12 protein-coding genes and 2 pseudogenes are annotated in these 15,609 nt (G+C 43.0%); 12 read left to right on the top strand and 2 right to left on the bottom strand.

The features are described 5' to 3' along the window. Positions 1-220 precede the first annotated feature (220 nt). Positions 221-2,071: a threonine--tRNA ligase gene (thrS, locus tag ACFE90_RS03290; RefSeq protein WP_375497703.1), complete on the bottom strand. Its 1,851-nt coding sequence runs from the start codon at positions 2,069-2,071 to the stop codon at positions 221-223. Positions 2,072-2,485: 414 nt separating this feature from the next. On the opposite strand from thrS, the gene ACFE90_RS03285 reads away from it, so the two are divergent. From ACFE90_RS03285 to ACFE90_RS03270, 4 genes are all read left to right on the top strand, one after another. Further along, a complete protein-coding gene (locus ACFE90_RS03285) occupies positions 2,486-2,803 on the top strand; it encodes a DUF2605 domain-containing protein (RefSeq protein WP_229494152.1) in 318 nt (105 codons plus the stop codon). A gap of 318 nt (positions 2,804-3,121) precedes the next feature. Further along, complete coding sequence (locus ACFE90_RS03280) at positions 3,122-3,451, top strand: DUF2973 domain-containing protein (RefSeq protein ID WP_375497697.1); 330 nt, start codon at positions 3,122-3,124, stop codon at positions 3,449-3,451. Positions 3,452-3,786: 335 nt separating this feature from the next. Further along, positions 3,787-4,200 (top strand): RusA family crossover junction endodeoxyribonuclease, encoded by a 414-nt coding sequence (locus tag ACFE90_RS03275; RefSeq protein ID WP_375497695.1) that lies wholly within the window; start codon positions 3,787-3,789, stop codon positions 4,198-4,200. After that, positions 4,200-4,880 (top strand): hypothetical protein, encoded by a 681-nt coding sequence (locus tag ACFE90_RS03270; RefSeq protein WP_375497693.1) that lies wholly within the window; start codon positions 4,200-4,202, stop codon positions 4,878-4,880. Before ACFE90_RS03275 ends, ACFE90_RS03270 begins: the two co-directional genes overlap by 1 nt. Positions 4,881-5,025: 145 nt before the next feature. On the opposite strand, the gene ACFE90_RS03265 is transcribed toward ACFE90_RS03270, so the two are convergent. Then, complete coding sequence (locus ACFE90_RS03265; protein WP_375497701.1) at positions 5,026-7,317, bottom strand: glycogen debranching N-terminal domain-containing protein; 2,292 nt, start codon at positions 7,315-7,317, stop codon at positions 5,026-5,028. 797 nt (positions 7,318-8,114) lie between these two features. Here ACFE90_RS03265 and ACFE90_RS03260 point away from each other — a divergent pair. From ACFE90_RS03260 to ACFE90_RS03225, 8 genes and pseudogenes are all read left to right on the top strand, one after another. Further along, positions 8,115-10,124, top strand: a complete 2,010-nt coding sequence (locus ACFE90_RS03260) for a DICT sensory domain-containing protein (protein WP_375497691.1) — start codon at positions 8,115-8,117, stop codon at positions 10,122-10,124. A gap of 192 nt (positions 10,125-10,316) precedes the next feature. Then, positions 10,317-10,742 carry a photosystem I reaction center subunit II PsaD gene (locus tag ACFE90_RS03255; RefSeq protein ID WP_375497689.1) on the top strand — a complete coding sequence of 142 codons (426 nt, stop codon included), beginning with the start codon at positions 10,317-10,319 and terminating at the stop codon, positions 10,740-10,742. A 94-nt stretch (positions 10,743-10,836) separates the two neighbouring features. Continuing rightward, positions 10,837-12,366, top strand: coding sequence for an anthranilate synthase component I (trpE, locus tag ACFE90_RS03250; protein WP_375497687.1), 1,530 nt, complete (start codon positions 10,837-10,839; stop codon positions 12,364-12,366). A gap of 250 nt (positions 12,367-12,616) precedes the next feature. After that, positions 12,617-13,255, top strand: coding sequence for a tRNA-(ms[2]io[6]A)-hydroxylase (locus tag ACFE90_RS03245; RefSeq protein ID WP_375497685.1), 639 nt, complete (start codon positions 12,617-12,619; stop codon positions 13,253-13,255). A gap of 18 nt (positions 13,256-13,273) precedes the next feature. Further along, complete coding sequence (locus ACFE90_RS03240) at positions 13,274-13,678, top strand: VOC family protein (protein WP_375497683.1); 405 nt, start codon at positions 13,274-13,276, stop codon at positions 13,676-13,678. 614 nt (positions 13,679-14,292) lie between these two features. Then, a pseudogene (locus tag ACFE90_RS03235) lies at positions 14,293-14,636 on the top strand (transposase); the annotation flags it as partial. A gap of 16 nt (positions 14,637-14,652) precedes the next feature. Further along, positions 14,653-14,823: pseudogene (locus ACFE90_RS03230) on the top strand (alkaline phosphatase PhoX); the annotation flags it as partial. 264 nt (positions 14,824-15,087) lie between these two features. Further along, a complete protein-coding gene (locus ACFE90_RS03225; protein WP_375497681.1) occupies positions 15,088-15,579 on the top strand; it encodes a GNAT family N-acetyltransferase in 492 nt (163 codons plus the stop codon). Positions 15,580-15,609 lie beyond the last annotated feature (30 nt).

Genomic DNA, 15,609 nt, shown 5'->3' with positions numbered 1-15,609 from the left:
TTTGAACTGGATGAATCCACCTTTGAACTCCGTTAATGAGTCTTTGATATTAAATACGCTGCGTAAGCGTACCCTTCGGGGATCTTGCTACGCGTAGCGTCTCGTAGAGAAGCTCGTCGTAGACATCGCACCTTTGCCAAAACCTACCAGCTAGCCAATAATCTGATCTACTAAACAAAACGCACACCAATTATGATTAGTGTGCGTCTGCGGTTAGATTTTAGAAATTCTCGAACTTAGCGATCGCATCCTTCATCTTATCCACCACCTCATCTACAGGGATAACTCCCAATTCCCCAGAGGCGCGGGTACGGATACTCAAGGTGTTGGTTTCCACTTCCTTCGCTCCCACCACAGCCATCACGGGTATTTTTTCTTTCTCTGCATTGCGAATTTGTTTACCCAAGCGATCGCCACTGGTATCAACTTCTGCGCGGATTCCCAATGCTCTCATTTTCGTCACTACATCTTTAGCAAAGTCTAGCTGTGTGTCACCCACTGGTAGTAATCTAGCTTGCACTGGCGCTAACCACAAAGGGAAATCCCCCGCATATTCTTCAATTAAGATCCCAATTAGTCGTTCGAGCGAACCAAAAGGCGCACGGTGAATCATCACTGGACGTTTGCGAACACCATCTTCGGCAACGTATTCCAAATCAAAGCGTTCTGGCAAGTTGTAATCTACCTGCACAGTTCCTAATTGCCACTCCCGATCTAGGGCATCACTAAAGATAAAGTCGAGTTTGGGGCCATAAAATGCCGCTTCTCCAATACCTTCAAAGTGATCCATCCCCAAGGTTTCAACTGCACGGCGAATTGCACCTTCGGCTTTGTCCCAAACTTCATCTGAACCGATGTACTTATCACTAGCAGGATCGCGGAAACTGAGTCTAGCTTTAAAGTTCTTCAGTTGCAGCTTATTGAACACCGACAAAATCAAATCCACTACACTGAGAAATTCGCTATCTAGCTGTTCTGGGGTGACGAACAAGTGAGAATCATCTACAGTAAAACCGCGCACCCGCGTTAAACCGCCCAATTCCCCTGATTGTTCGTAGCGGTAAACAGTGCCAAATTCCGCCAAGCGCATCGGTAGTTCTCGATAAGAGCGTAACTCACTCTTATATATTTGGATGTGGAAGGGGCAGTTCATCGGCTTCATAACGAAGCCCTGTTCCTGTGCAGCAGCTTCTTGATTATCTGCCATTAAAGGGAACATATCTTCTTTATATTTCTGCCAATGTCCAGAGGTTTTAAATAAGTCTACTCTGGCAATGTGAGGCGTTACTACAGATAAATAACCCCGTTTTAACTGTTCTTGCTTGAGGAAGTCTTCTAAAGTACTCCGTAACAGAGTGCCTTTGGGTGTCCACAAAGGTAAACCCGGCCCCACTAAATCAGAGAATACAAATAATCCCAGTTCCTTACCCAGTTTCCGGTGATCTCGTCGCAGCGCTTCTTCTTTACGTCGCTTATATTCAGCGAGTTGTTCTGGACTTTCCCAAGCGGTAGCGTAGATGCGTTGTAATTGGGCTTTAGTTTCATCCCCACGCCAATAAGCACCAGCAACGCTTTCTAGTTCAATTGCCTTGGGGTTTAATTCACTGGTATTTTCCAGATGAGGCCCCGCACACAAATCCCACCATTCATTTCCCAGGTGGTAAATCGTGATTGGTTCCTCTTTGATATCTGCCAGGATTTCTAGCTTGTAAGGTTCGTTAATTCTCTGAATTCGGCGTTCGGCTTCTTCGCGGCTGACTTCTTCTCGAATAACCGCCAACTTGCGATTAATAATCTTCGCCATCTCTTTCTTGATGGCTTTGAGATCATTTTCGCTAAATGGTTCTGGATTGTCGAAGTCGTAGTAAAAACCGTTTTCAATCCAAGGGCCGATTGTAACTTGCGCCTTGGGAAACAGCTTTTGTACTGCCATTGCCATAACATGGGAAGCAGTGTGGCGAATCTTCTTTAGGTTCTCCGATTCGCTGGTACGCGGTAAATAAATTTTTTCAACTTGTTCTGACTGTTCGGACTGATTTGATGAATTTGGCGACATTGGCTGCTGAACCATTGGCGAAGTGATTACAAAAGGTGATTTATCTGAATCTGTAGGCTTATTCAACTATAACGACTTTGATTTTTGCTTTTTTCACCTTTATCTTCCAACTACTGACTTAATTTGTGATAGGGGATAAAGATAAATTTTTCATCGGTTCAGTGAGTATCAAACTCAGGATTCGACGCGTAGGCGTAGCCCGTCGTAGACATCGCTAAATTATCTTATGAATTGCAACTTAGCGTCAGCTATACCTATAGACGCCTCTCCAAAGGAACTGTACAAACCCAATAGCAAGACTATATAATGATTTATGTGTTCTTTGTTACAAATCTTTCCGTCCTTAAATTATGAAAAAATTAAAAAAAATATTAAGAAACGTAAATAACGTTAATATTAGTAAGAAAGTTTGAAATATCCTTCTCATTTATGTCAGACTCAAATTTACCAGGGACTGATTTGCTAAAAACGGTTTTAGAACCCCTGCTGGAAGATTTTCAGCATTGGTTTACGCGATCGCGTCATTTACTCGAAACCGAGCAACTATCATTTATGAGTCACCAAGAGCAATCTGACTTGCTTTTGCGGGTTAAGCAAGCGCAGGATGAACTAAATACGGCGAAGATGCTGTTTACAGCTACTGATAAACAAGTCGGAATTGATATGGCAACATTAATGCCTTGGCATCAATTAGTAACAGAATGCTGGAATGTCGCAATGCGCTTTCGCCAAGCGCGTGAAGCCTAAGCAACAAATGTAAGCATCTGCTAAATTTTGGCAGCCTACTTAGCGATGTCTCAAGGCTAGCCCCTTTGCATCTACACAAGACGGCAAATCAGCCGTCAAAAAAATAGTAAAAAACTCTTAACACTCTTTGAATTAACAAAGTAATGTATCCTATGCTACCGTAAGTGGAATAACGGTTGACAAAAAGCTTCATATAAATGTAACAGCACAAAGAGTGCGTCAAATACTCGTCTTAACTGTGAGTCACAGTGTCGGCGAAACAAAGTGTGACAAAATCAAAATAAAGTTTTAAAAATTGCTGTTCTGGAGGAAAATTCAATGTTACACCTGCTTTACATTCTTGCTTTTACAATCCTTGCATTTATAGCTGTTGGCAACTTAATTCGTAACCTGATCATGTTCAGTTTTGATCGGGAGCGAACTTACCCAACGAATTCCTCGCCAATGAATAATCAAAGCAACTATGGTCATTATTCATCAAAAAAACAGTTTGTACCCCATCCAGAGTTATTAGATAACGCGGGCAACTTAATTAAAGAGCCACTTTTAGTAATGCGTTCGATTAACGTTGAAGATGCGCGTCAACATCTTGATGCACTTTACGAAGCATCCCCAGGACATAAAAGAGATAATTCTGAGGAAGCATAAAAAAAGTTAGGAGTTAAGAGTTTGGGTGTAAATTATTGTTGTTTTTACATCCTTAACCCTTACCTGAGAATAAATTTATTACCATCCTTGAATTTGAGGTGAGCGTGTCGGTAGGCTGGTAAGTTAATATTGTATTGTCTACTTGGGACAGGTTGAGCCTGAAAAAGTTTGGTGTGAGTGATGAAATAATTCGTGAAGCACTCAGCGAAGCTATTAGGGTGACGCAGGAACAGTTAGTAACGGCAGTATTGCTCTGTCATGAGTAGCGGGAATTATCTGCTTATGTTCGAGGTTACTAGCATAGAATAACCTGTGCTTTATTATTTAGAAGTGCATTGACCAGATTTGAGTTCATAGTAGATGGGCCACCAGTATCACAACAGGCTCGTAAGCGCGGTAAGGGCAATAGGCTTCAAGATTGGAAAAAGACAGTACGACAAGAGGCTGAAAAATATTGGTCTTCGGAACAAAAAACAGCTACCGGGTTGGTTATGCTCCAGATAACCTATTTCTATGATTCTGTTGAAATAGATGTAGACAATATAGTAAAACCTATTCAAGATGCTATTAAAGGATTAGCCTACATTGATGATAAGCAAGTAAGCGACCTCCTAGTTAGAAAGAGGAATTTATCAGGTGACTTTAAAGTAGAAGACATGACCTCGACATTGGCGGAAGGCTTTGACCGTGGCAAACAGTTCTTGCATATTGTGGTAATTGATGCTCCTAACCAGGAGGTACTTACTTGATGGCAATTCCAACTGCAAACCTAGAAAGAGAGCGATTGCTGAAACTAGCAGAGGAGTATCGCCAGAAGGGTTACGAAGTTTTTTTTCATCCAAATCTAGAAGACTTGCCCGACTTCCTTAAAACCTATCGCCCCGACATGATAGTACGTCGGGGAGAAGAAAATGTAGTTATTCAAGTCAAGTCACGCTCCTCACTTAACTCTTCTTCTAATCAATACTTAAGTAATTTAGCTCAAGCGGTAGAAAGACATCCTGGTTGGAGATTTGAATTAGTAATGACCAATCCAGAGGATACAACGTATTCTCTGAAAGCAGAGGGTTCTCTTCAAGAGCATGAAATAGAATCACAGTTGCAAGTAGCAAAGCAACTTATAACGCAACATCCAAAATTAGCTCTTTTATCTTCCTGGTCTTTGGTAGAAGCAACTTTGAGACTTCTTGCCCAAAAAGAAGAGCTAAGTTTAGAAAGATTTGATCCACGCTACTTAATAAACCAATTAGTAAGTGAAGGTGTAATTTCAAAATCTGAGTATCAATTACTAATGAATTTACTCCCATTACGTAATTCTATTGCTCATGGCTTCAAAACTACAGAACTAACGCAAAATTCTGTATATGAATTGATTGAGCTTACAGAGCAGCTCTTGAGAACTCTACACACTGGCGATGAAGCAGACTAACACGCTTGTTGGTTGGAGTGGATGGTAGAACAAGTCCTGGTACTGAATTTTAGATCATGCTACTGAACAATGTCTACGACGGGCTACGCCTACGCCCCGCAGCTTAAAATAGGGAGTAGTAAATTCCCTACTCCCTACTCCCTTCCTATGCTTCAATAACTACCCGCAAATTGCCCCGTTTTTTCGCAACCCGACAAGCAGTCGTAGTCCCAGAACGCTCGAATTCTAAATCGAGGATGGTGGGGCCGACTCGCAAATTATGAAATGATAGGCGATTAATCGATTCTGGCAAAGCTGGATCGATTATTCGCAAGCAGTTATTTTGAGCATCAGGCACCAAGTTAACCATCATTTGCAGTAGTTGGAAGACACTACCAGTAGCCCAAGCTTGGGGAGTGCAGGCAACTGGATACTGTACAGGGGCATTATCACCGTTCCGTTTGTAGCCGCAGAAAAGTTCTGGAGGACGTTGATAAGGCTGCTGACTAGTCATGTCGAATAAACCTTGAAAAATTTCCAGGGCTTGATCGATAAGACCCAGCGATCGCAATCCCATTGCAATCAAAGCGTTATCATGGGGCCAAACAGAACCAGTGTGATAGCCCATTGGATTGTAAGCGGGTGACAAACTACTCAGAGTCCGAATGCCCCAACCATTAAACATATCTGGTGCCCGCAACCTTTCTGCGACACTATAGGCTCTTTCGTGGTTGAAGAGGCCCAATTGCAGACAATGACCAGGATTTGAGGTAATACTGTCTACTGGCTTGTTATCTCCATCCAAAGCTAAAGCGCAAAAATCTAGGTCTTCTACCCAAAAATCTTGATTAAAACGAACCTTAAGGTTTCTGGCCTCTTCTTGCCAACGATCTGCCAAATCAAGCCGCTTTTTCATCCTAGCGATTTCTGCTAGACGCATTTTTGCAGCATAGACATAAGCTTGCACTTCACACAAGGCAATTGGGCCGTTGGCTAATTCTCCCTTGTGATTTACGATACAGTCATCAGAATCTTTCCAACCTTGGTTAGGAAGACCACGTTTGGATTTACGGAAATAACTGAGGTAGCTGGTTTCTTTCGTATTGCGATCAATCCAGTCCATTGCTGCTAGAGCATTTGGCCAAAGTTGCTCTAGAAGTTCGTGATCGTAAGTCCAAGCATAATGTTCGGCATACAGCATCAGCCACAGGGGAGTCGCATCAACTGTACCGTAATAGGGTGTATGGGGAATTTCTTGACAACGAGCCATTTCTCCCAAACGTAACTCGTGTAAAATCTTACCCGGTTCTTCTTCGCGCCATTCGTCCTCGATTTTACCTTGGTATGCCGCAAGCAATATCAGGGTTTCTTTGGCGATTTGCGAGTTTAACATCAGGGCTTGAGAAGCTGTAATCAGCGAATCCCGCCCAAATAATGTCGAAAACCACGGCACTCCAGCCGAAACTGTCTTATGCTTGCCAAAAGACTGACGTAACAAATACATATCTTGCTCGGCCCTTTCAATCACTCGATTGAAGGTGCTTTTATCTGAGCTAATGCGTGTAATTTGCTGTACCCAGTTTTGCTCCTCCATCAATTCAGCAGCTTTCGCCTGTCCTAAAGTGAAGGCGGCGCTCACGGTTGAACTAGACTGGTTGTTTTTCAACATGCTCACCCGGTAGCCCAACTTTTGAGTTTCGTGAGAAGCCAACTCTAGCTGCCAAACCGCAGTGTAACCCTTGAAATAGTCTGGTTGGCGATGCTGGAATAAAATACGGGATTCCATTACTGAGCCATCCAAACCTTGATAGGCGAGTGTTAAGGATTCTTCCCTAAAAATTGGTGGTTCTTTGGATATAGGCGAAACACTATCGCCTAAAGAAACTGTTCCTTCTTCAGCCGTTGGTTCTACTAGACGTAACAGCCTACCTCGTTTTTCTCTGTCATAGCCCCGGACTTCAAATAAATCAAGAAAATCCGCATTAAAGCTGATAGTTAGTTCAAAATTGACAGTGGTTGTGCTGTAGTTAGATACCTCTATTTCTTCAAATAGTGCCCCGTTCAGCACCATTTCTCGGCTAATTCCCACAGTTTCGGCTTTCAGACGTTCGTCGATTCTGGGGTTAGTACATAAAACGGAGAGTGAAAACCCTTTTTCAGCAGTACTACTGAGCAGTACAGGCGATCGCCCTTCAATTTGCAACTCCAAACGATTGAGAAATCTCGTATCACAGCAAAACAATCCCATGCTGGGATTGCCATCATTAAGCGAACAGCCAGAAATGTTCCCAATAGTATCCGTTACAAAAAATAAATCATCATCTTTAACCGTCAGTGTCGGTTGTGGTCTTTCACTCACAACACAAGGCCACTCCGGGATAGGTAATTGTTCGGCAGGAATAAAAGTTTTTCCATCTAGGAAAATTTTTTCCGGGGTGATTAGCGTATCCGGTGTCATTAGCCAAAGTTCCGTGTACAGGTCTATATTTTTGTGGTCTTCTGAGTAGAGATTGCTGACCCTCACAACTTTCAAAAAAAAGACGCTTTCTAAAACTTGCTTGAGCCATTGAAGCCAAAATAACACTTAACTACTGCTGACAACATAGTAGCGCTCAAACCCGTATAAGCAGATATTTCTAAATTTATATTTTATAACTCTAAATTGCCACTCTCCGCACTTATAGGGCGGAAATTATTTGTTTTCTCCTATTATACGATTTTGTTTTAAAAATCTATGGTATTTGATTAGACTAATTTATGATAATTCATTAATTGATTAATTTTAATCAATAATTATTGATTAAATTATGTGAATGTAGCAGTAATGATTTTTGGATAAGAAAATTTATTTAGTAGGCATAAATCAACGTAGGCAAAGTAGGCAATGTCTACAACGGGCTACTTTGCCTATATGTGGACTATCAATAAAGAATCAGTGGTTATCAATGAATAAAACATTTAAAACTATACAAAAATTAGTAGTTTGGTACTTAGTACGTAAAGATTTTGGTTGTGCAAGCATATTTCAAACTTGGTCGAGAATGTATATTGGGCGTAGTAGGTTGCCAATCAACAAATCAAGTTGTATGTACTCCTCCTAATTGGTAACAAAGTGTTGCGCCTGCTTTGGCAGAAAGTGCTTAAGCGCGTTCTTTACATATTGCAACTCTCTATTTAACTTGAGAGTCCCTTGGAATTTGTACAATGCAGCTGTGACTTTTGATCTTGTCGAGGTTGAGCGTTTAACAATAATTCATGAGCATTTCTACTTCTGTGCTGAGTGATTTGCTAAAGTCCCTAGCATACTTGCGGCCCCAGCTATATTTTAAGGCTTCACTAACGGCGCTCTCCCATGCGATGGAAGATCAAGTTTTGGCTGCGACTTTAGCACAACCCCTTGTAATTGCTAGTTTCCAGCGAGAGCGATTCTACCGCCAAGAAGCTCATCGCTACCTGCGACTTGCCTTGCGGAGTAACCAAATATACGTATTAGCTGCTCCTGAAACGGATTTCGCCAACAGTTCAGAATACTACGAAAAGATAGCTTTTGAGCCAACGGATGGCTTAAGCCATGAGTGGCATTTGGTAGTGATTGCTGACAATTATGCAACTTGTCTAGTTTGCCGGGAAAGCCTTGGTTCTATTGCTAAAAACAAGCAACTACCGGAACTAAGCCCTAATCTGGATATAGACGCAGCGCGAAGATTTGAGGGAGTTTGGACATCGGAAAGAGGAGTTAGTCTCAAAGCAGCTGAATTGCTGTTAGACAGAATTTTGGTTTACAGACCAGAACTGGCAAGTAAAATTGAGGAGGCACGTCAGAGGTTTGGTATAGGAGAACCGAGAAGCCACTCTGGAGCAGAACAGATCAATGAATATGCTTGTGACATCGATACAGATCCCTTTGTGCAGCGCTTAGTAACTTACTTGCAAGCTAGTCAGTACAAATTGCACAAAGCCTACCGTTCTATTGCTGCCCAAGCACGAAAAGAACGATTAGTCAACTCGATTAGCACAGCCATTCGGCGATCGCTCGATCCTCACGAAGTTCTCCAGGTGGCGGCACAAGAATTAGGACAACACCTAGAAGCTTGTCGCTGTCTAATTTACCGCGCTCAAGCCACAGATAGCCAAGCCATAATTGAACACGAGTTTTTGAATCCGGGCATTTTATCGCTTCGTGGGCAAACCTGGGAGTTAGAGAAAAATTCTCTATTTCGGGACATAGTGCAACAAGGCGAAGGTGTTTGTATTAGCGATACACTAAATGACCCTCGTGTTAACAATTCCCCAGCCCTCTCCTTGATCGCCAAAAAGTTTGCTATTCGTTCTTGGCTAATGGAACCAGTATTCTATCAAGGGCGATTATTGGGCATTGTGGAGTTACACTATTGCCGAATGCCACCGCACGAGTGCCAACCTGGGGAATTGGATTTGGTAGAAGCGATCGCCACCCAAGTGGGAGCAGCTCTCATCCAAGCGGAAGCTTACGCCAACCTAGAAGAACTTAACCAGCAGCTAGAAGCCCTAGACCGCACCCGCAGCAACCTCATAGCCATCACTGGGCATGAACTGCGTACCCCCCTATCCACTATTCAAGTGTGCCTGGAAAGCCTAGCTAGTGAGCCGGATATGCCTTTGGAGTTACAGCAAATCATGCTCAACACTGCTCTTTCCGACTCAGAACGGATGCGAAAACTGGTACAAGATTTCCTAACACTTTCCAACTTGGAAAGCGGCCGGGTGGAATGGCATCCAGAATCCCTCACCTTACAAGAGTGTATAGATTTATCACTCAGCCGCAATCGCACGAGTTCTTCAACGGAAAAGCCGCCGAAAATCAAGACTGAAATTGCCGAAAACCTACCTTTGGTTAGAGCTGACGGTGATTGGCTAGTAGAGGTACTGGCAAAACTCATAGATAACGCTTGTAAATTTACGCCACCCCAAGGAGAAATCACCATTAAAGCGATTTACAACAGCCATCAAATGGTTGAGGTGACTGTAGCAGACACTGGACGCGGCATTGAACCAAATCGTTTAGAAGTGGTTTTTGACCGCTTTTATCAAGAAGAGGGAGCGCTGCGCCGCACCACTGGGGGTACTGGACTTGGTTTAGCAATTTGCCGTCAAATTGTTAATGGCTGGGGTGGGGAAATTTGGGCAGAGTCAACAGGCAAAGACCAGGGTAGTCAGTTTCACTTCACCATACCAATTGTTCAGAGTAGCCAAGAGGAAAAGCGGACAAAAGTCAAGAGTAGATAGGGATTGGGGATTGGGCATAGGGCATGGGGCATTAGTTTTTAACAAATGACAAATGACTAATGACTAATGACAAATGACTAATGACTAACGACTAACGACTAATCACTAAAAACTGTTACAGTCTATAACGCGATCGCAATATGATCCTGGTTGCGGTGTTAGGATTCCCTAAAAACGTTGAGAGAATCACTTATGGCAGAAACACTCTCTGGACAAACCCCGCTATACGGTGGCAGCACCGGTGGCTTGCTCACAAAAGCAGAACTAGAAGAAAAGTACGCTATTACTTGGACTAGCCCGAAAGAGCAAGTTTTTGAATTGCCTACAGGTGGTGCTGCTACTATGCGGCAAGGTGAAAACCTGCTGTATATAGCTCGTAAAGAATATGGAATCTTTTTGGGCGGTCAGCAACTCCGGAAACTCAAAATTACAGATTACAAAGTTTACCGGATTTTACCCAACGGAGAAACCACTTTACTTCACCCAGCTGATGGTGTATTCCCTGAAAAGGTTAACCCAGGTCGTGACAAAGTGCGTTATGTAGACCGTCGTATCGGACAAAACCCCAGTCCCTCTAAAGTTAAGTTTAGCGGTGTTACTACCTACGACGCTCCGTAACTAGCTGTTAGTAGCTAATGGGTAATTAGTAATGGGTAATTGGTAAGTAAAAACCCATTACCCATTACCAATTACCAATTACTTTTAAAAAATAATGATGTTTCCGGATTTCTCCCAGTTTTGCACCCTAGCGCAACAAGGCAACTTCGTCCCGGTATATCAAGAATGGGTGGCAGACCTAGATACGCCCGTATCTGCTTGGTATAAAGTTTGTGCAGGTCAACCCTATAGTTTTTTGTTGGAATCGATCGAAGGTGGGGAGAAACTGGGACGCTATAGTTTAGTGGGTTGCGATCCTCTGTGGGTTTTGGAAGCAAGGGGCGATCGCACAACCCAGAAAAACCGTGATGGTTCAGAGGTTGTTTTTGCAGGCGACCCTTTTACAGCTTTAGCCGAATGTTTAGCACCTTTTCACCCAGTCAAGCTACCACAGCTACCGCCAGGAATCGGCGGTTTGTTTGGGTTTTGGGGCTATGAATTAATTCGCTGGATTGAGCCGCGTGTGCCAGTTCACCCACCAGATGAGCGAAATATCCCTGATGGGTTGTGGATGCAGGTAGACCACCTATTGATTTTTGACCAGGTGAAGCGGAAAATTTGGGCGATCGCTTATGCTGATTTACGCGATCCGAAAGTAGATTTAAAAGCAGCATATCAACAAGCGTGCGATCGCGTCACCCAAATGCTCGAAAAGCTATCTCTGCCTCTATCGCCAGAAAAAACTCGATTGGAATGGAAACCGCCAGGAAGCAGGGGAGCAGAAGAGCAAAGCAGCAAAGCAGCAGAGGAGTACAATAGTAATTTCACCCGCCCAGATTTTTGCGCTAGCGTCCAAAAGGCCAAAGACTACATCAAAGCAGGCGATATCTTTCAAGTAGTAATTTCTCAACGACTATCAACAGCATACACAGGCGACCCCTTTGCCCTTTATCGCTCCCTACGTCAGATAAATCCTTCGCCTTACATGGCTTACTTTAACTTCCAGAATTGGCAAATCATTGGTTCGAGTCCCGAAGTGATGGTGAAAGCCGAAACCGATTCAGATGGTGGAGTCATAGCAACAGTACGCCCAATTGCCGGGACACGTCCACGGGGTAAAACTACCCAAGAAGATGCAGCCTTTGCGAAAGATTTACTCGAAGATCCCAAAGAAGTTGCCGAACATGTGATGCTTGTGGATTTAGGGCGGAATGATTTGGGGCGCGTTTGTCAAAATGGTAGCGTCAAAGTTGATGAATTAATGGTAGTTGAGCGCTACTCCCATGTGATGCACATAGTCAGCAATGTTGTGGGTAAATTAGCACTTGGTAAAACAGCATGGGATTTATTGAAAGCTTGCTTCCCAGCAGGTACGGTAAGCGGCGCACCCAAAATTCGGGCAATGGAAATTATCCACGAATTAGAGTCTAGCCGTCGGGGTGTTTATTCCGGTGTGTATGGATATTACGATTTTGAAGGACAATTAAATACTGCGATCGCAATTCGCACAATGGTAGTGCATGATAATACGGTAAGCGTGCAAGCCGGTGCAGGTTTGGTGGCTGATTCTGAGCCAGAAAAAGAATACGAAGAGACGCTGAATAAAGCTAGAGGTCTATTAGAGGCGATTCGTTGTTTGTCTTGAACTGGGGCTTGGGGACTAGTACCGTAAGACGGAAGTCAAAAGGAGCCAGTGCGTTGGGCGGCTCTGCCGACTTGAAGCAACTGGCTCTCAAAAGTCAAAAGTCACGCATAATTGTATTCCGAGCTTCTTGCGCCATTTGAAATGGTATGTTTATTTCCGCGCCCACTGTACTAGTACCCCAATTCAGTAATTCTGAAAGAACCTCTCCCCCAACCCTACAAGGGTTGGGGTCTGGGGACTAGTTTAAACTATGGAAAAATCCAAAATCCAAAATCCAAAATTGATTGACTCTGTGCTTACTCAGTTACCAACTATCAACGCTCTGAAACAACCCACTAGCTCTGCTTGGGTTGAACAAGCGATCGCTAATTTAGACATCATATTACTCGACCACTCGCACTGTGAACGCAAAGCAGCAGGCGTAGCCTTGAACATGATGTTTCGCTACCCTTCTAATACTAAAATGGTTCGGGAACTAACTGCGATCGCCCGCGAAGAACTAGAACACTTTGAGCTAGTTAACCAATGGTTAGAACGCCGGAATATTCCCCTAGCTCCCCTACCACCGCCTCCTTACGGCGCGGGTTTAAAAGCTGTTGTCCGCCCTAAAGAACCTGAGCGATTTCTGGATTCCTTACTAGTCACTGGTTTAATAGAAGCTCGCTCTCACGAACGCCTGGGGTTATTAGCTGCTCACTGTCCAGAGCCAGAATTAGCAAAATTCTATCGGGGGCTAATGGCATCCGAAGCGCGTCACTACGGTATATACTGGGTATTAGCTGCTACTTACTTCGACAAAGAAATTGTTATGAAAAGGCTTGATGAATTAGCAATTGTCGAAAGTGAGTTGCTAGCGACTTTGCACCCAGAACCTAGAATTCACAGTTAGTAGACTAAGGCAACAGATATGAAGCTTCAGCTAACACACCTGAGACTGCTTGTCTCCAACTACAAAGATTCTTTTCTGTTCTACCGGGATCTGCTGAAATTTGATGTCGATTGGGGCGATGAAGATAGCGGATATGCTGAGTTTAATACCGGATATCTCAAGCTAGGTTTGTTCAAACAAGAATTAATGGCTGAAGTAGTTCCAAGAGTCGAACAGCCTTCTTATGTTGCCAATCGAGATAAAATTGCCTTGATTTTCGCAGTCGATAACGTGGATGAGGTCTATGAGCAAGTAAAAAATCAGAATGCGCTCGTTGTCACTCAACCACAAGATCGCCCCGATTGGGGAATCCGCACAGCTCATTTTCGCGATCCTGATGGTAATCTCATCGAAATCTACAACAATCTGGGAATTATCGGTTAACTAAACCTTAGTGATTTCCAAGAAATAAATTATCCGGGCGTTTCGTCCGCCCCTAACAAAAGGCGGGTTTTCCGCACCATCCTACGAATTTTTGGCAATTTTAAGCGTGCCTTCCAGTTCCCTTGGTTATTAAAGCTAAAATCATAGACAATTACAGTTTTAATCAGGTTCGCTTCGATTATTCAGGTTCACTATCTATATAGATGCTGGCTTTTTCTTCAGGACTCTACTCAGAAAACAACTACCAACAGTCTAGAAATTACACCAGGTTCAGAAATAGCTATTGCTGTTATTAAAAATAGTCTTTTTTGGTCTGATTAATGTCTGAAATACTTTTAATTAAATTGTATTATTTACATTTAAAATCAGGACTTACGCAACTGTCACAGGCGATCACGTTCCCCAAAGCTGAAGGTTGAGAGATAGAGGCTTTTTTGGCAGACTTAGAGCAAAGAAGTAAGCATACTGCACTCACTTACTGCCTAATGGCTGTTGGTGTCGTTTAACCCAACCCTTCTGGAACTGTGAAACACTAAAAATGTGAAAATGATAAAAGGCAGTTTCTAGGCGCAGTGACTGGGGTAGCTTGCACAAGTGGACGAGTAATTATACTTATTATATTTACCAAACTTGACTATTGTCAATATTTATTAAGTAGTCAAATTAACTATACAATTACAAATTTAGCTGACCATTTAAAAGAAATTAGTCATGAGAAGATAAATCGTTATTTAAAACGCGAAAAATTGACACCTCGTAACTAAGGAAAAATGCCAAACCATTAATCAAAGTTTCTCAAAATGGACATGTAATTTTCGATGACACAGTTATAGATAAAAGATATTCCGAAGATATTGAGTTAGCCCGACGACAATATAGTGGTAATGAGCATGGTGTTTTAAGAGGCATAGGTTTAGTTAACTGCGTTTATGTCAATCCTGAGACAGGCCAATTTTGGCGGTGACAATTTCTTGATAGGTGTTACTCCCAGTGGTGAAATCTACAAGTTTGCACATAATGCCCTTGAAACTGGTGAGTTTGCTGGAGCCTGCTTCTCCCCTAATGGTCATACATTGTTCGTCAACATTCAAACCCCTGGTATCACTTTAGCTATCTGGGACCCTTGGAACAGTAATAGAGGCTAATATCAAGTCGTAACATCAATGTCAGCGTAGGCGTAGCCCGCACTCGGCTGCGCTCAGTGACCACCGCAGGCATCGCTAGTATATCGTTGAATTATCGTTGGTAAGAAGACAAAGCGAGGGGAAGATAATTCCTCTTTCTTTGTGTGTTCATTGACACCTTGAGAGTACCGCTTGAAATGGACTCTGCAAGAATTGCTATTTGCTGAGTAAATTGGGATATAGATGCGGAAAATTTTTCTGTGTAAACTTGACCAGTAAATGGTAATGAAAAACTATTATCAAGATTTTTTAATTCGTAATTGGGTGCAAAGCGATCGCACCAGAGCTGCCGAAGTCATCAGTTATGTATTATCAGAATACGGTCTGGGTTGGGAACCAAAGGGCGCTGACCGAGATGTGCTGCGAGTAGAGGAATATTATTTAGCTAGTGGGGGAGAGTTTTGGGTAATTGAACACCAAAGCCAGCTAGTGGGTACTGGAGCATACTACCCCATACACCGAGGCAAAAAAGCTGTAGAAATCCGCAAAATGTATCTTTTGCCCAGCATTAGGGGTTTAGGATTAGGGAAATATTTGTTACAACAGCTAGAAGCAGCGATCGCAGAACGTGGTTTTGAGCAAATTTGGATTGAAACCGCCAGCGTTTTGGTGGAAGCAGTCAAGCTGTATGAAAGCAACGGCTACACTCCAGCAACGGGAGTAGAAACAACAAGGTGCGATCGCGTGTATATGAAATCATTGGTCAATGGTCATTAGTCATTTGTATTTGACCAATGACTAATGACT

It is taken from the genome of uncultured Nostoc sp., from assembly GCF_964245445.1.
GTDB lineage: Bacteria > Cyanobacteriota > Cyanobacteriia > Cyanobacteriales > Nostocaceae > Nostoc.
This window is presented reverse-complemented; position numbering and strand designations above follow the sequence as displayed.